Genomic DNA, 16,081 nt, shown 5'->3' on the forward strand with positions numbered 1-16,081 from the left:
GACGTCAAGTAAAGTGCTGCCATGTCCGCGAACCAGGGGGAGCGTGCCCGGCGCCGGCTCAGCACCGAGGAGCGCCGTGCGCAGCTGCTGTCGGTCGGCGCGAAGCTCTTCTCGGAGAGTCCGTACGACGAGGTGTGGATCGAGCAGGTCGCCGAGATCGCCGGGGTGTCGCGCGGGCTGCTGTACCACTACTTCCCGAACAAGCGGGACTTCTTCGCGGCGGTGGTGGAGCGCGAGAGCGAACGCATGCTGCGCATGACCACCGCCGTGCCCGGCGTGCCCGTGCGCGAGCAGCTGGCCGCCGGTCTCGACACCTACCTCGGCTATGTCCAGGCCCACGCCCATGGCTTCCGTGCCTTCCACCGGGCGGATGCCGCCGGCGACCAGGCGGTGCGCCGGGTCTACCAGCGGGCCCTCGCGGCCCAGGAGCAGCAGATCCTGGCCGCGCTCGCGGCCGACCCCGAGTTCGGCCCCGTCTTCGAGAGTGCCCCCGAGGTCCGGCTGGCCGTGCGCGGCTGGCTCGCCTTCACCACGGCCGTCTGCCTGGAGTGGCTGCGCGACGGCGAGCTGAGCCGGGAGCAGGTGCGCGACCTGTGCGCCCGGGCACTGCTGGGCGTCCTCACCTGATTCCGCACGCCCCGCCTCCGGCCGGGGGCGTGGTTGGCGTGCGCGCCGATCTTCGGTAGGTTAGGCAAGGCTTACCTAAGGAGGTCTGGGATGGGTGACACGCAGGACTGGACGGCCGCACCCGGCGCGGCGGAACGGGCCCGGTCGGTGCTCGCCGCCGCATGGTCGTGCGCGGTGACCGCGGACGGCGTGCGCGAGGAGTACGTCGGCGCGCACACCGTCACCGACGACGGCGCGGTGCGGCTGTCGGTGCCCGACGACAGCGCGCTGCTCACGGCGGCGATCTGCGCCCCGCGCCAGGAGCCGGCCGCCGTGCTGGAGTTCGCCGACGCGGCCCCCGTGCCGGTGCGCCACCGGATCCGGGCCCGGCTCCATCTCGCCGGCTGGTTCGCCGCGGAGGCGGGTGCCCTGCTGTTCCGGCCCACGCGCGTAGTGCTGCGGCAGGCCGCCGGTGCCGTGGTCGTCGGCCTCGACGAGTTCGCCGCCGCCCGGCCCGACCCGCTGGCCGAGGCCGAGGCCCGGCTGCTCACCCATCTCGCCGACGCCCACCCGGACGCCGTGGAGCGGCTCACCCGGCTGGTGCGGCCGGAGTCGCTGCACGCCGCGGTCCGGGTGGCGCCGCTCGCCGTCGACCGGCACGGGCTGACCCTGCGCATCGAACGCACCCGCGCCCACGGCGACGTACGACTGCCCTTCCACGCCCCCGCCGACGACGTCGCCCAGCTCACCGAGCGGCTGCACGTCCTGCTGGCGCAGGCCGGCGCCGCCGCCTGCCCGCATGCGCTCCAGCGGCAGCACGCGGACGGCGACATGTGAGACGTACGGCGGACCCTCCCCGCTCACTGGAACCCGGTGCGGTTCCGCCACAGCTCCTGCTGGACCCCGAGCCGCTCGCGCATCCGGGTCATCCTCGGCAGCTTCACCCGCTGCCCCCGGGACACCCGGTCCAGCTCCTCCAGCAGCCGGCGGGTGCGGTGCTCGGTGTCCAGCTCGTCGAGCATCCGGGTCGTCTCGGTCAGTACGGCGCCCAGCAGCTGCCAGTGCGCCCAGTCCCGGCCGACCTCCTGCCGCAGCAGCTCGGCCAGCCGGTCCCGGGTGCCGGTGGCGGTGTGCAGTTCGGCCGTCAGGCGCGCCTCCGCCGACTCCGCGTTCTCGCTGACATGGCTGGTGACCAGCACGGCGAAGCTGACCACCGCGTCGCCGATCTCGGACAGCAGCTGCGCCACGGTGGCCCCGACCGGCTGCGGGAACAGCTCCTCGGAGCCGCGGGCCTTGGCCAGGTCGGTGAAGGAGCGGGCCAGCACCCGCAGCACCACCGTGCAGATCTCCAGCGTGTCCAGCCCGGTGCGCAGCACCACCCGGTGCAGCAGCCCCTCCTTGACCCGGGGATTGAGCCGCAGGCTGTCCTCCGCCTGCCGCAGCGCCGCGTCCACCTGCACGATGTCGTGGTCCAGCCGGCGTGCCTCGTGCAGCCGCTCGGCCGCCCGCTCCCAGGGGGTCTGTCCGGCCGCCTCCTCGCCCATCCGGAGCATCAGCTGCCGTACCCGGCGCGCCATGTCCTCGATCGACCGGCCCGCCTCGTCCACCCACACCGGGGGTGGAAGCAGCAGATTGCAGGCGGTGCCGACGACCGCGCCGATCAGCGTCTCCACGATCCGCGCCCAGGCGGTGAACCCGACGGTGGTCACGCCGAGCACCAGCATGGCGCTGATCGCCACCTCGGCCACGTACTCGTCCACCCGCACCAGATGCCCGACGGCCAGTGAGGCCACGATCAGCAGCGCGAGGCTCCACCAGGTCAGCCCCACCAGCACGCTGAAGGCGATGGCCACCAGGACGCCCGCGACCACCGAGTTCACCCGGCGGATGCCGTTGGTGAGCGTGGCGTAGAACGTCACCTGGACCACCAGCAGGGCGGTCAGGGGAGCGGTGAGCGGGGCCGGTTCCGGGCTCAGCCGCAGGGCGATGACATAGGCGATCGTCGCGGCCGTGGCCGACCGCAGCGTCTGGACGACCACCGGTTCCCGGCGCCGTTCCACCAGGCGCCGCAGTCCCGTGGTCCACTTGCGTACCTCGTGCATCCTTTGGCCTGTTCCCCGTCATCGGGCGGGTCGAACGTGCCGGTTCGCGAAGCACGGCCGTACGAGAACAGGGCGCACCGGGCGCAGGGTGTCACTCGTACAGTTTGTCGAGGAAGGCGGAGAGGTTGGCCGTCGTCCGGGCGATCTGCTCCTCCAGGGTCAGGCTCTCCTCGAACCGGGCGCCGGACTCCGGCACCTTCCTGCCCCGCACATACAGCGAGCACGCCAGGTCGGTGCACATGTACAGGCCGACCGAGTTCCCCTCCCGGCCCGCCGCACCCGCCTTCCGCGCGGTCATCAGGGACACCCCGCCGCCCGGATGCGTGGTCAGGCAGAGCGAGCACATGCTGCGGTGCAGAAAGCTGCGCTGCGAGGCCGGGAAGCGCAGCGCGATCCCGGTCGGCCGGCCGTCCCGCTCGGTGACCAGATAGCTCCGGTCGGGCGCTCCGGGATCCCGCCAGCCGAGGAAGTCCAGATCCTGCCAGGGCCGCTCCCCGAGGTCCCGCGGCACCGCCAGCCGCTTGGCCTCGCCCTTCGAGCAGTTGACGAAGGAAGTGCGGATGTCCTGCTCGGTGAGCGGTCTCATGGGAGCGGGTCCTTCCGGGACGCGGTGTGGTTCGGTGCCGTAACAGAACCTAGGGGGCCTAGGTTCATGGCTAGCCTATGTAGCCACAGCGCGGATGGGCCAATGGATTTCCCGGGTGCCTTGGCCGGCTGCTAGTGCGGTGCCCGCGGCTCCGGGGGCCAGACGCCCGGGGTGAGGACGCCCAGGGCGTAGGCGCGGGCGACCAGCTCGGTGCGGTTGGCCGCTCCCCAGCGGGCCGACAGCCGGCGCAGGTGGTAGTTGACACCGTCCACCGTGAGCCCCAGCTCACGGGCGGCGCGCGCCGTCGTGGCGCCCCCGGCCAGCAGCGCCAGCACCCGGCCCTCCACGGCGGTGACCGGCACCGGTTCCGGCCGGGGCAGCGGCCGGGCCGCGGACTCGCCGTGCACCCGCAGCATCACCAGCAGCGCCGGGGTCTCCTGCACGCTGTCGCTCACCGGGTCCGCGGTCAGTTCGCCGTACCGCTCACCGCCGCCGGGCGCCGGCCAGCGCACCGACACCTGGTAGCGCGAGCGGCGCCGCATCCGCAGCGCCTCGGCGATCCGCTCCACCTGGGTGGCCTCCTGCGGGCGGAACAGCTCCAGCACGTCCCGGCCGCGCAGCCGCCCCGGGGACGTACCGGCCTCCGTGGCCATCGCGGGATTGGCCAGCACCACCACGCCGTACACATCGCAGACCGCGACCGGCACCGTCACCCGGTCGAACAGCACCATGGCCCGGTTGCGCCATACCACCGCGTCGATCCGGCCCGCTTCCACCCCGCACCTCCCGCCGCACCGGGGCCGTCACCCCCATCAAAGATCACGACGCGGGCGCGAGGCAAACCCGGCCGCGTCGGCGCAAGCCGTCCCGCGGACTTTCGACTGCATGATCGTGTAGTGCCCGGGTCCGGGCCGGGGCATCCGGTCGACCACCCTGGAACGCAGTACTCCGTTACCCCGAGTACACCGTTACCGCGAAAGGCAGTTGTCGCGTCATGTCCGCCACAGCACTGCGTCCAGAACCGGCCGGAACCCTGCCCGGCATCCCCGTCGTCGACATCTCCGCCACCGGTCCGGGACACACCCCGATCCAGCAGGTCATGCAGCTGATGCGTGAGCACGGGCCGGTCCTGGTGCGCCGGTTGCACGGCCGGGACGTGATGTTCGTCGCCGACGCCGACCTGGTCGCCGACCTGGCCGACGAGGAGCGGTTCGCCAAGCACGTCGGCCCCGCGCTGGAGAACGTCCGCGCCTTCACCGCCGACGGCCTGTTCACCGCGTACAACGACGAGCCCAACTGGGCCAAGGCGCACGACATCCTGATGCCCGCCTTCGCGCTCGGCTCGATGCGCACCTACCACCCGGTGATGCTCAAGGTGGCCCGCCGGCTCATCGAGTCCTGGGACCGGGCGGCCCGCGAGGGACGGCCCGTCGAGGTGCCGGACGACATGACCCGGATGACCCTCGACACCATCGGACTGGCCGGGTTCGACTACGACTTCGGCTCCTTCGAACGCCCCGAGCCGCACCCCTTCGTGGAGGCGATGGTCCGCTGCCTGGAGTGGAGCATGACCCGGCTCGCCCGCAACCCGGGCGAGGACCACTCCGCCGCCGACGCGGCCTTCCGCGCCGACGCCGACTACCTCGCGGGCGTCGTGGACGACGTCATCGCCGCCCGCACCGGCACCGACCAGAGCGGCGCCGAGGACCTGCTCGGGCTGATGCTCAGCGCCCCGCACCCCGCCGACGGCACCCCCCTGGACCGGGCCAACATCCGCAACCAGGTCATCACCTTCCTGATCGCCGGCCACGAGACGACCTCCGGCGCGATGTCCTTCGCCCTGTACTACCTCGCCAAGAACCCCGCCGCGCTCCGGCTGGTGCAGCGCGAGGCCGACGCGCTGTGGGGCGACACCGCCGACCCCGAGCCGACGTACGAGGACATCGGCCGGCTCACCTACACCCGCCAGGTCCTCAACGAGGCGCTCCGGCTGTGGCCGACGGCCGCCGCCTTCAGCCGGCACGCCCGCGAGGACACCCTGCTCGGCGGCCGGATCCCGATGCGCGCCGGACAGGCCGTCACCGTGCTCGCCCCGATGCTGCACCGGCAGCCCGACTGGGGCGACAACCCCGAGCTGTTCGACCCCGAGCGGTTCACCCCGCAGGCCGAGGCGGCCCGCCCGGTGCACGCCTACAAGCCCTTCGGCACCGGCGAACGCGCCTGCATCGGGCGGCAGTTCGCGCTGCACGAGGCCACCATGCTGCTCGCCATGCTGGTGCACCGCTACCGGCTGCACGACCACGCCGACTACCGGCTCACGGTCAAGGAGACCCTCACCCTCAAGCCCGAGGGCTTCACCCTCACGCTCACCCCGCGCACCTCCGCCGACCGCGCCCACGCCCCGCTGCCCGGCACCACCGCGGCACCGGCCGAGGGCACCACCGCCCCGGAGACCCTCCCGGCCCGGGTCCGCCCCGGCACCAGCGCCCTCTTCCTGCACGGCAGCAACTACGGCACCTGCCGCGACTTCGCCGCCCAGCTCGCCGACGAGGCCGCCGCCGTCGGCTGCACCACCGAGGTCGCCGCACTGGACGACTACGCGGACGGGCTGCCCACCGACCGGCCCGTCGTCATCACCGCCGCCTCCTACAACGGCCGCCCCACCGACGACGCCACCGCCTTCGCCGCCTGGCTCGACGGCACCCCGGACCTGACCGGCGTCAGCTACGCCGTCCTCGGCGTCGGCGACCGCAACTGGGCCGCCACCTACCAGCAGGTCCCCACCCGCGTCGACGCCCGCCTCGCCGAACTCGGCGCCACCCGGCTGACCGAGCGCGCCGCCGCCGACGCCTCCGGCGACCTCACCGGCGCCGTACGGGAGTTCACGGCCCGGCTGCGCACCGCACTGCTCAAGGAGTACGGCGACCCCGACGCCACCGCCCCGGCCGACGAGCCCGCGGCGGCCTACCAGGTCCGCACCCTCACCGGCGGCCCCCTGGACGCGCTCGCCGAGCGGCACGGACTCGTCCCCATGACGGTCACCGAGGCCCACGACCTCACCGCGCCCGGCCACCCGCGCACCAAGCGGTTCCTGCGCATCGCCCTGCCCGACGGCGTCACCTACCGCACCGCCGACCATCTGACCGTGCTCCCGGTCAACGCCCCCGAGCTGGTCGACCGCGCCCTCGCCGCGTTCGGCCTCGACCCCGACGCCGTCCTGGACATCCGGCCCACCCGCCCGCGCGGCGACGGTCTGGCGGTGGACCGCCCGCTGACGGTACGGCAACTCCTCGCCCACCACGTCGAGTTGCAGCAGCGCCCCACCGCACGGCAGCGGGAGCTGCTCGCCGCGGCCAACCCCTGCCCGCCCGAGCGCGCCGCCCTCGCCGCCCTGACCGACGACGACCCGCGCACCCTGGTGGAGCTGGCCGAGGACCACCCCGCGCTGCGCGGCGCCCTGGACTGGCCGGCCCTGCTGGAGCTGCTGACCCCGCTCAAGCCCCGCCACTACTCCATCTCGTCCTCACCCGCCGTCGACCCGCGCCACGCGGACCTCATGGTCTCCGTGCTCGACGCCCCCGCCCGCTCGGGCCGGGGCCGCTACCGGGGCACCGGCTCCGGCCACCTCGCCGTCCTGCGCCCCGGCGACACCGTGTACGCCCGGGTCCAGCCCTGCCGGGAGGCCTTCCGCATCGACGGCTCGGCACCGGTCGTGATGGTCGCCGCCGGCACCGGACTCGCCCCCTTCCGCGGCGCCGTCGCCGACCGGGTCGCGGCGGCCGCCACCGGCAGCGAACTCCCTCCCGCGCTGCTCTACTTCGGGTGCGACGCCCCGGACGCCGACTTCCTGCACGCCGAGGAGCTGCGCGGCGCCGAGACGGCCGGCGCGCTCCGGCTGCGCCCGGCCTTCAGCGAGGCCCCGGAGCACGGCGCCCGCTTCGTCCAGCACCGCATCGCCGCCGAGGCGGACGAGGTCTGGGAGCTGCTGAACGAGGGCGCCCGGGTGTACGTCTGCGGCGACGGCGCCCGGATGGCTCCCGGCGTCCGCGAGGCCTTCCGCACCCTGTACCGGGAGCGCACCCCGGGCAGTGACGAGACGGCAGCCGCACAGTGGCTCGACACCCTGGTGGCACAGGGGCGTTACGTCGAGGACGTGTACGCGGCGGGCTGAACCGCCGGCGAGGGGCGCACCGAGGCGGCATCTGCAACACCGTCGAGGAAGGCCCCTCAGCATGCGGCCGGGGCCCCAATGGGGCCCCGGCCGGGCGACGCGATCGGCTGGTCCCGTCCCGCAGATGGCCGTCAGGCCGGCGGCTCGTCCGGTCCCGGGTGTCCGGGCTGGACCGTCCCCGGGCGGGCCGATCCGCGGGGGCCGCTGCCGGCCTCGTCGGTGTCCGGCACCTCGTCCTCGTCCGGCTCGTCGTCGGCCGGGCGCCCGGACCCGACGTCCCACGGGTCGTCCCCGCCGCCCGCCTGCTGGTCCGGCATGTCCCGCGGGACCGGCGGCTCCTGGCGACCGGGCTCCGGCTCCTGCTGTGCGTCCATGGGCTTCTCTCCTCGTCTCCTCAGCCGACCTTCCGGCCCCGCATCGGCTCGGTCTCCATCCCGCCGCCCTGCTGGAGGCCGTCCAGGAACTCCCGCAGCACGTCGGTCGCGGAGTACCGCGGCTGCCAGCCCAGCTCGGTGCGGGCCCGGGTGCAGTCCATCAGCGGCAGCCGCAGCACCGCGTCGAACAGATGCGGGGAGGCGGGCAGCAGCCGTAGCCCCCAGGCGGCGGCGATCGCCGACCGGGCCGCCGTACGCGGCAGCCGGACCGGGCGGGAGCCGAGCAGCTCGCCGAGGACCGAGGCGTCGAGCGGCGGGTCGGCGGCCAGGTTGAAGGCGCCCCGGGCGCCGTCCGAGTGCAGCGCGAGCCGGTAGGCCTCGGCCGCGTCGTCGGTGTGCAGCGCCTGCACCCGCAGGCCCGGGACGTCCGGCAGGACCGGCAGCAGCTCCGGGCGGGCCAGCGGCCCCGGCAGGAAGCGCCCGCCGAAGATGCGCCGCTGCTCGCTCGCCGACTCCCACTTGAACAGGAAGGCCGGCCGCATCCGCACCACCCGCACCTCGGGATGGTCGCGCTCGAACACGTCCAGGGTGCGCTCCAGATAGGCCTTCTCCCGGCAGTACGCGGCGTCCGGCCAGCCGTGCGTCGGCCAGGACTCGTCCACCGGGTCGTCCTTCGGACCCGGCGAGTACGCGCCCACCGAGGACGCGTGCACCAGCACCGGTACCCGGGCCGCGGCGACCGCCTCGAACACCCGGATGCCGCCGAGCACATTGGTCCGCCAGGTGGTCGCCGGATCGTGCGTCGGCTGGAAGGCCCACGCGAGGTGCACCACGGCGTCGGCGCCCTCGAAGCGCTCCGCCAGGTTCGCCTGCTGGGCGGCCACGTCCACGGCGGACCACTCGGTCTTCGGCGGCGACCACTCGGGTGTTCTGCGGGCCAGACCGCGCACCGACCTGACCCCCGGATCCTCGGAGAGCAGCCGTACCACGCTCGTACCCACGTTGCCGGTGGCACCCGTCACCACGACCCTGCTGCCCGCTGCGCTGCTCACCTTCGGCTCCTTCCGGCGGGGACGCTTCGGCGGACGGCCGGGTACCCGGGGCCGGGCGCGCGCACACGCGGCCATGACCTGGCAGGTAATCGACCCCGGCGGCGGACCCCGGGAGGATCGGTGACGTCAGCGCGACACCACACGTCGCACCTGGTCCCGACCTTCCAGGAGGCACCCGTGCCGTACTACCAGAGCCCCGTCGACGGCACCCGGCTGCACTACGTCGACCACGGCCCGGCGGCCGGCCCGGTGGCCGTCTTCGTCGCCAGCGCCTACATGGGCCACGAGATGTGGGAGTACCAGATGCTGCCGCTCGCGGAGGCCGGCTACCGCTGCGTCGGCCTGGACCGCCGAGGCCACGGCCGCTCCGACGACGCCTGGTCGGGCTACGACCTCGACACCCTCGCCGACGACCTGTACGGCCTGCTCGACCACCTCGACCTGCGCGAGGCCACGCTCGTCGGGCACTCCGTCGGCACCGGCGAGGTGATCCGCTGTCTGACCCGGCGCGGCACCGCCCGGATCGGCCGGATCGCCCTGGTCGCCGGGGTCAGCCCGGGCGTCGTCCGGGCGCCGGACCTGCCCGACGGCGTGGCGCCGGAAGCCGTGGCGGCCGACGAGGAGATCTTCCGGCGTGACCGGGCGGCCTGGTTCACCGCGATGGCGGACGGCTTCTTCATGGTCGACAGGCCCGGCAACGACGTCTCGCCCGCCTACGTCCGCCACATGGTGGACCGCTGTCTGGCCGCCTCGCCGCGGGCCTCGACCGGCATCCGGGCCGTCGTCGCCGCCCTGGGCATCGCCGCCGAGCTGCCCGCGCTGGACCTTCCGGCGCTGGTCGTGCACGGCACCCACGACATCTACGCCCCGCTCGCCCACACCGGGGAGCGCATGGCCCGGACGCTGCCGAACGCCACCCTGAAGGTGTACGAGAACGGCGGCCACGGCCTGTTCGCGACGCACGCCGCACGGCTCACGGCCGACCTGCGGGCGTTCCTCGACAGCGGCACCGCACGGACCGCCGAGCCGGCCGTCGCCGCAGTGGCGGGCCGGTGACGGAAGAAAACCGGTGACGGAAGAAAAAGAGCCCCGGCCGTGACGGGGGAATCACGGCCGGGGCGGTCCAAGCGTGGGCGCGGACGGCGGTCGCCTCGCGGCGAAACGCTCCACAGGGCTTCAGCCGAACGATCGTCCCTGTGGGCAAAAGGTGAGGCCCGGGGACACTGTCCCGTCCGCACCCACGATTCGTTCAACGGGCAACCACATCTGGGTGTTCCACCCTCTCCTGTGACCTCCACCACGCCCCCGGCCCTCAGGCCAGCGGGCTCCCGTCCAGCCGCTCCAGCAGCTCGGCGGGATCGCCGTACACCGCCTCGGCCCCGGCCTCCTCCAGGTCCGCGCGGGGGATGCCGCCGCACAGCAGCCCCACACAGCGCACCCCGGCCCGGCTGCCCGCCCGCATGTCCCACACCGTGTCCCCGACGAACACCGCCCGCCCGGCCGGCACCCCGGCCAGCTCCAGGGCGTGTTCCACGGGCTCCGGCGCCGGCTTGCCCTCGGTCACGTCATCGGCGCTCGCGGTGGCCGCGATGGCGTCGTCCGCACCGATCGCCCGGCGCAGGGCACCCAGCTCGGCACCGCTCGCCGAGGTGGCGAGGACGACCGTCCAGCCGTCCCCGTGCAGCCGCCGCAGCAGCTGCCCGGCCTTCGGCAGCGCCGGGAGCCGGTCGAAGTACTGGCCGTACAGCGCCGTGTGCGCCGCGCTCAGCTCGGCGTCCGCGTCCTTGTCGCGGTCGTCGCCCAGCAGATGGGCGACCAGGTCCGAGGAGCCCAGCCCGACGGCCCGGTGCACGGCGTGCATGGGCACGTCATGTCCCGCCTGGCGGAACGCCTCCCACCAGGTCACGACATGCAGATGATTGGTGTCGACCAGGGTTCCGTCGACATCGAACACGGCGGCACGGTTCATAGGCACTCCTTTCCGCGGTCGGGTACCGCGTCAGAGCGCCGTCACGCGCTCCGGGAGCCGCCTCTCGCGCGTCCAGGCCAGCAGCTCCTGGGCCGGCCAGGTCGTCACCACCCGCTCGGCGGGCACCCCGCACTCCTCCGCGCGGGCGCAGCCGAGGATCTGCCAGTCCAGCTGGCCGGGCGCGTGCGCATCGGTGTCGATCGCGAACAGCACCCCCGCCGAGACCGCCTCGCGCAGCAGCCGCCGGGGCGGGTCCAGCCGCTCGGGACGGCTGTTGATCTCCACGGCCGTACCGGACTCGGCGCAGGCCGCGAACACCGCCTCCGCGTCGAACTCCGACTCGGGCCGGCCGCGCCCGGTGACCAGCCGCCCGGTGCAGTGCCCGAGCACATCGGCGTGCGGATCGCGGACCGCGGCCACCATCCGGCGGGTCATCGACCGGGCGTCCATCCGCAGCTTGGAGTGGACGGACACCACGACCACGTCCAGCCGCTCCAGCAGCTCCGGTTCCTGGTCCAGCGAGCCGTCCTCCAGGATGTCGCACTCGATCCCGGTGAGCAGCCGGAACGGCGCCCACCGCCGGTTCAGCTCCGCCACCACCTCCAGCTGCTCCCGCAGCCGCTCCGCGGACAGCCCGCGGGCCACCGTCAGCCGCGGCGAGTGGTCGGTCAGCACGGTCCACTCGTGCCCGAGAGCGGCCGCCGTCCGGCCCATCTCCTCGATCGGACTGCCCCCGTCGGACCAGTCCGAGTGGGTGTGGCAGTCCCCGCGCAACAGTGCCCGCAGCCCGGACCCGGGGCCCGTCGCGACCGTGGCGCCGGCTTCCTCCTCGAGCGTGCGCAGATAACCGGGCACCTCCCCGGCCAGGGCCTCCCGCACCACCTGAGCGGTCTTGGGACCGACCCCCTTCAACGACTCCAGCGTCCCCGCCCCGGCCCGCTCGGCGACCTCCCCCTCGGGCAGCGCGGCCAGCGTACGGGCAGCGGTCCTGAACGCCCGTACCCGATAGGTGGGCGCCAGCTTCCGCTCCAGCAGGAACGCGATCCGGTCCAGCGCGGCAACGGGATCCATACCCCCCAGGGTCACCCAGGCGCCCCACCGGGGCGCGGGGAACCGCGCGAGCAACCACGCACGACCCTGGGTGACCCTGCAGCCGGAGCCCGTTTCCCCACGCACCCCCCGGGTACTGCGTGAGCCATGTCCTCCACGCCCCAGCCCCGCGCAGCGATCATCACCGGCTCGGACTCCGGCATCGGCCGGGCCACCGCCGTACGTCTGGCCGAAGCGGGCCTGGACATCGGCATCACCTGGCACACGGACAAGGACGGCGCCGAGCGGACCGCCGAGGAGGTCCGCAGCCACGGCCGCCGTGCCGCCGTCGCCCGGATGGACCTCACCCGGCTGCCCGAAGCCGCCGACACGGTCGACGAACTCTGCGCCCGACTGGGCCGGATCGACGTCCTGGTGAACAACGCCGGCACCGGCACCATGACCCCCTATCTCGACCTGACCCTCGAGGACCTGCGCCGGGTCCTCGACGTCGATCTCGCCGGCCCGTTCCTGCTCGGCCAGAAGGCCGCCCGGCAGATGATCCGGCAGGGCGACGGCGGCCGGATCGTCAACGTCACCTCCGTGCACGAGCACCAGCCCCGGGTCGGCGCCGCCCCCTACTGCGCCGCCAAGGGCGGGCTCGGCCTGCTCACCCAGGTGATGGCGCTGGAGCTGGCCGAGCACGGCATCACCGTGAACGCGGTCGCGCCCGGCGAGATCGCGACCCCGATGACCGGGCAGGAGGACACCGACGTCCACACCGAGCGCCGCCCCGGCGTGCCGCTCGGCAGGCCCGGGGACGCCCGCGAGGTGGCCGCGGTGATCGCCTTCCTGGCCGGCCCGGACGCCTCCTACGTCACCGGCGCCTCCTGGAGCGTCGACGGCGGCATGCTCCGCATGGGCCCGCAGGCCGGCTCCCACCTGACCGGCGACGACTGGCGGCGGCCCTGAGACCGTGCGGCTGCGCACCAGCTCCTGCGACGGCCCCGGCTACCGCCGGCTGCGCTGCGGCCGGGGCTTCCGCTACCTCGACACCGCCGGCCGGCCCCTCACCGACCCCGCGCAGCTGGCCCGCGTCCGCGCCCTGACCATCCCGCCCGCCTGGCGCGAGGTGTGGATCTGCCCGTGGGCCAACGGCCACCTCCAGGCCGTCGGCACGGACGCCGCCGGACGCCGTCAGTACCTGTACCACGAGCAGTTCCGGGCGGAGCAGGAGAAGGCCAAGCACGAGCACGTACGGCAGATCGCGCTGGCCCTGCCCGGGCTGCGCGCCGAGGTGACCGCCGGCCTGGCCGGGCGCGGGCTGAGCCGGAACCGGGTCACCGCCTGCGCGGTCCGCCTGCTCGACCTCGGTTTCTTCCGCATCGGCAGCGACCGGCACACCCGCACCAGCGAGACCTACGGCCTGACGACGATGCTCCGCGAGCACGTCAGCTGCCGCCGCGACGAGATCACGTTCAGCTTCCCCGCCAAGGGCGGCATCCAGACCGTGCGGGCCCTCGTCGACGACGATGTGCGCACCGTCGCCCGCGCCCTGCTGCGGCGCCCGCGCGGCGGCGACCGCTTCCTCGCCTTCCGCGACGGCGGTGCCTGGCACGACCTGCACAGCGACGACCTCAACGAGGCGCTGCGCCGACTCTCCGGCACCGATGTCACCGCCAAGGACTTCCGCACCTGGCACGCCACCGTCCTCGCCGCAGTGGCGGTGGCCGTGGCCGACGACAGCACCCGCGCGACCGAGGCCGCCCGCCGCCGGCAGATCGCCCGGGCGGTCCGCGAGGTCAGCCACTACCTCGGCAACACGCCCGCGGTGTGCCGGGCCTCCTACATCGATCCGCGCGTCTTCGAGCTGTTCGAGGAGGGCGTGACCATCGCCCCCGCCCTCACCCGGCTGGGCGAACACGGCGCCTTCGGCCGGCCACCCAGGGGCCCGTCGAGGCCGCGGTGCTCGCCCTGCTGGACGGCGCCGGTGGACGACCCGTCGACGCGGGTTCCGTCCTACGCTGAATTGCATGACCGAACAAGCAGCTCCCCATATCTCCCATCCGCGGATCCTGGTGCACGGGGTCTGTCCCGGAAAGCCCGGCGAACCGCCCTTCCGGATCATGGAGATCGACGGTCAGGTGATCGGTGAGGCCAGGACCATCACCGATGTGCTGGAGGCCGCGGCCTCCTACGGGATCATCGTCCACGACCTGGACGACCCGGACGTGGTCCGCTGGGTCGGCGGCGACAAGTACACCTGGACCGTGCACTGAGCCACCGCCCCGGCCCCGGCCGGGGGTGACCTCCCGCCAACACCGCCGCGGCACAGCGCCTTTGACGGCCGATGAGCCGGTGCGGCCGCCGCCCCGGTTTGCGTTCACGCTCCCGGGGCACTCCTGGTGCCGACCAGCGCGCCGCCGCACCTGGCCGGGGCCCGCGGTGCTTGGATGCCCCAGGCGGTGGCATAGAGGACGCCATCGCCGCACAGCAGGGCAGAGCGGCACGAGGAGGTGGCGGATGACCCGGCGTACGGCGGCCCTCCTCGCCGTCGGCGAAGTGCTGGCCTGGTGGGCGGCGCTGGCGCTGCTGTGGCTGATGCTGATCACCACGGTCGACTCCCTGGAGCTGATCGTCGGAGCGAGCGCCGCGGCGGCGGGCGCACCCCTGGCCCGGGCCGGCCGGCGGGCGGTGACCTGGCGGTGAACGGCTGGATCCTCGCAGCGGCCCTCGTCCTGGGCGGGGGAGGAGCGGCGGTCCTGTGGGGCGTCGCCACCGGCCCTGTGGCCCGCCGGATGGTCGCCCAGAACCTCACCACCTCGGTCGTCTGCCCGGCCCTGCTGCTGCTCTCCGAGGGATACTCCCGCCCGTCCTACGTCGACCTCGCGCTGCTGCTGGCCCTGCTCGGCCCGGTCGGCACCCTCGTCTTCGCCCGGCTGCTCTCCGACGACCTGGCCGGGCAGCGGCCGAGCGCCTGGGGGCTGACCTGGACGGCGGCCGGGCTGAGCGCGGTCGCGGTGGCCGCGGTGTGCGTGCCGACCGGGCCGGGCCGCGCGATGGTGAAACTCCTCGTGATCGGCGCCCTGCTGATCGCGGGCAATGTGATCGCCTCGCGCGCGCTGTCGGGCGGCTTCCAGGGGGTGCGCGGTGGCTGACGTGCCGTGCCGGACCGGTGGCGGAGATGCCGTATGGCCGATGCCGTGATCGTCGTCGCGCTGCTGCTGGTGGCCGTCGCCGCGACCGCCGCCGTGGCCCAGCGCGACCCCGCCCGCCAGGCGCTCGTGCTGTCGCTGCTCGGGATCTTCCTCGCCGTGCTGTTCACCGTGGAGCAGGCCCCGGACGTCGGCCTGTCCCAGCTGGCCGTCGGCTCCGCGCTGACCCCGCTGCTGATCATGCTGTCCGTCCGCAAGGTGCGGCGGCGCGGCCGGCACGAGGACGGTGAGCGGTGAACCGGCTGCGGCTGTGGCTGCTCGCCACGGGCGGCGCGGGCCTGGCCGCCCTGCTCACCGCCGCCTGCCTGGACCTGCCGGACTTCGGCGGCCGCCGGCACCCGTACGGCACCCGGGCGGTGCACGCCTCCCTCGCCCGGCACACCGCCAACACCATCGCCTCCGTCAACTTCGACCAGCGCGCCTACGACACCCTCGGCGAGATGAGCATCCTGTTCGCCGCCGTGCTCGGCTGCGTGGTGCTGCTGCGCCAGGCCCGCGACGAGCACCGCGCGGCGCCCGAGCCCGCCGAAGTGGCCCGCCCGGTGCGCCGCTACGCCCTGCTCGTCCTGCCCGTCGCCCTGGTCACCGGCCTGTACGTGATCGCCCACGGCCAGCTCAGCCCGGGCGGCGGCTTCCAGGGCGGGGTCGTCGCCGCGACCGCCCTGCACCTGCTCTACCTCGGCGCCGACTACCGGGCGCTGGAACGCGTCCGCCCGATCGGTGTCTTCGAGACCACCGACGCGCTCGCCGTCTCCGCCTACCTCGTGCTGGGGCTTGCCGGGCTCCTGGCCGGCACCGCGTTCCTGGCCAACACACTGCCGTACGGCACCTTCAACACGCTGGCCTCCGGAGGCAGCGTCCCGCTGCTGAACGCGGCCATCGGCATGGAGGTGGCGAGCGCCGTGGTGGTCCTGCTCGCCAACTTCCTCGACCAGGCCGTGGAGATCGAGCAGGAGCAGGGGAGCTGAGAGGAGCGT

At 74.2% G+C, this 16,081-nt stretch carries 18 protein-coding genes; 11 read left to right on the top strand and 7 right to left on the bottom strand.

What is annotated here, in order from left to right:
- The first annotated feature begins 21 nt into the window (after window positions 1–21).
- Window positions 22–627: a TetR/AcrR family transcriptional regulator gene (locus tag ACFVIU_RS32835; RefSeq protein ID WP_385847026.1), complete on the top strand. Its 606-nt coding sequence runs from the start codon at window positions 22–24 to the stop codon at window positions 625–627.
- 90 nt (window positions 628–717) lie between these two features.
- Window positions 718–1,443, top strand: a complete 726-nt coding sequence (locus ACFVIU_RS32840; protein WP_385847027.1) for a DUF2470 domain-containing protein — start codon at window positions 718–720, stop codon at window positions 1,441–1,443.
- 23 nt (window positions 1,444–1,466) lie between these two features.
- Here ACFVIU_RS32840 and ACFVIU_RS32845 read toward each other — a convergent pair whose 3' ends face one another.
- From ACFVIU_RS32845 to ACFVIU_RS32855, 3 genes are all read right to left on the bottom strand, one after another.
- Entirely contained in the window at window positions 1,467–2,708 is a 1,242-nt protein-coding gene (locus ACFVIU_RS32845; RefSeq protein ID WP_385847029.1) for an aromatic acid exporter family protein, read from the bottom strand.
- Window positions 2,709–2,799: 91 nt separating this feature from the next.
- Entirely contained in the window at window positions 2,800–3,294 is a 495-nt protein-coding gene (locus tag ACFVIU_RS32850) for an FBP domain-containing protein (RefSeq protein ID WP_385847030.1), read from the bottom strand.
- A 131-nt stretch (window positions 3,295–3,425) separates the two neighbouring features.
- The gene (locus ACFVIU_RS32855; protein WP_385847031.1) at window positions 3,426–4,070 is read right to left on the bottom strand and encodes a PAS domain-containing protein; all 645 of its coding nucleotides are present in this window, start codon (window positions 4,068–4,070) and stop codon (window positions 3,426–3,428) included.
- Window positions 4,071–4,288: 218 nt separating this feature from the next.
- On the opposite strand from ACFVIU_RS32855, the gene ACFVIU_RS32860 reads away from it, so the two are divergent.
- Window positions 4,289–7,465 (top strand): bifunctional cytochrome P450/NADPH--P450 reductase, encoded by a 3,177-nt coding sequence (locus ACFVIU_RS32860; protein ID WP_385847033.1) that lies wholly within the window; start codon window positions 4,289–4,291, stop codon window positions 7,463–7,465.
- A 131-nt stretch (window positions 7,466–7,596) separates the two neighbouring features.
- Here the strand turns inward: ACFVIU_RS32860 and ACFVIU_RS32865 are convergent, their stop codons facing one another.
- Window positions 7,597–7,839 carry a hypothetical protein gene (locus tag ACFVIU_RS32865; RefSeq protein ID WP_385847034.1) on the bottom strand — a complete coding sequence of 81 codons (243 nt, stop codon included), beginning with the start codon at window positions 7,837–7,839 and terminating at the stop codon, window positions 7,597–7,599.
- 20 nt (window positions 7,840–7,859) lie between these two features.
- Window positions 7,860–8,891, bottom strand: coding sequence for an SDR family oxidoreductase (locus ACFVIU_RS32870; protein ID WP_385847035.1), 1,032 nt, complete (start codon window positions 8,889–8,891; stop codon window positions 7,860–7,862).
- Between the two features lie 120 nt (window positions 8,892–9,011).
- Here ACFVIU_RS32870 and ACFVIU_RS32875 point away from each other — a divergent pair, with 120 nt between their 5' ends.
- Window positions 9,012–9,947 carry an alpha/beta fold hydrolase gene (locus tag ACFVIU_RS32875; RefSeq protein ID WP_385847036.1) on the top strand — a complete coding sequence of 312 codons (936 nt, stop codon included), beginning with the start codon at window positions 9,012–9,014 and terminating at the stop codon, window positions 9,945–9,947.
- Window positions 9,948–10,203: 256 nt separating this feature from the next.
- On the opposite strand, the gene ACFVIU_RS32880 is transcribed toward ACFVIU_RS32875, so the two are convergent.
- Together ACFVIU_RS32880 and ACFVIU_RS32885 are read right to left on the bottom strand one after the other, a co-directional pair.
- Complete coding sequence (locus ACFVIU_RS32880) at window positions 10,204–10,860, bottom strand: HAD family hydrolase (protein WP_385847037.1); 657 nt, start codon at window positions 10,858–10,860, stop codon at window positions 10,204–10,206.
- A 30-nt stretch (window positions 10,861–10,890) separates the two neighbouring features.
- The gene (locus ACFVIU_RS32885; protein WP_385847039.1) at window positions 10,891–11,931 is read right to left on the bottom strand and encodes a PHP domain-containing protein; all 1,041 of its coding nucleotides are present in this window, start codon (window positions 11,929–11,931) and stop codon (window positions 10,891–10,893) included.
- A gap of 126 nt (window positions 11,932–12,057) precedes the next feature.
- On the opposite strand from ACFVIU_RS32885, the gene ACFVIU_RS32890 reads away from it, so the two are divergent.
- The 7 genes from ACFVIU_RS32890 (at window position 12,058) to ACFVIU_RS32920 (ending at window position 16,072) form a co-directional block, all read left to right on the top strand.
- Entirely contained in the window at window positions 12,058–12,861 is an 804-nt protein-coding gene (locus ACFVIU_RS32890; protein ID WP_385847040.1) for an SDR family oxidoreductase, read from the top strand.
- 4 nt (window positions 12,862–12,865) lie between these two features.
- Window positions 12,866–14,044 (top strand): DNA topoisomerase IB, encoded by a 1,179-nt coding sequence (locus ACFVIU_RS32895; protein ID WP_385847041.1) that lies wholly within the window; start codon window positions 12,866–12,868, stop codon window positions 14,042–14,044.
- Window positions 13,947–14,168 (top strand): hypothetical protein, encoded by a 222-nt coding sequence (locus ACFVIU_RS32900; RefSeq protein WP_385847103.1) that lies wholly within the window; start codon window positions 13,947–13,949, stop codon window positions 14,166–14,168. Before ACFVIU_RS32895 ends, ACFVIU_RS32900 begins: the two co-directional genes overlap by 98 nt.
- Before the next feature lie 244 nt (window positions 14,169–14,412).
- Window positions 14,413–14,598: a hypothetical protein gene (locus tag ACFVIU_RS32905; protein ID WP_385847042.1), complete on the top strand. Its 186-nt coding sequence runs from the start codon at window positions 14,413–14,415 to the stop codon at window positions 14,596–14,598.
- Complete coding sequence (locus tag ACFVIU_RS32910) at window positions 14,595–15,047, top strand: monovalent cation/H+ antiporter complex subunit F (RefSeq protein ID WP_385847043.1); 453 nt, start codon at window positions 14,595–14,597, stop codon at window positions 15,045–15,047. The genes ACFVIU_RS32905 and ACFVIU_RS32910 overlap by 4 nt, the downstream gene beginning before the upstream one ends.
- A gap of 33 nt (window positions 15,048–15,080) precedes the next feature.
- Complete coding sequence (locus tag ACFVIU_RS32915; protein WP_385847045.1) at window positions 15,081–15,341, top strand: Na(+)/H(+) antiporter subunit B; 261 nt, start codon at window positions 15,081–15,083, stop codon at window positions 15,339–15,341.
- Window positions 15,338–16,072, top strand: a complete 735-nt coding sequence (locus ACFVIU_RS32920; RefSeq protein WP_385847047.1) for an MnhB domain-containing protein — start codon at window positions 15,338–15,340, stop codon at window positions 16,070–16,072. Before ACFVIU_RS32915 ends, ACFVIU_RS32920 begins: the two co-directional genes overlap by 4 nt.
- The last annotated feature ends 9 nt before the right edge of the window (window positions 16,073–16,081 follow it).

Origin of the sequence: Streptomyces sp. NPDC127190 (assembly GCF_042672505.1) — a bacterium.
GTDB lineage: Bacteria > Actinomycetota > Actinomycetes > Streptomycetales > Streptomycetaceae > Streptomyces.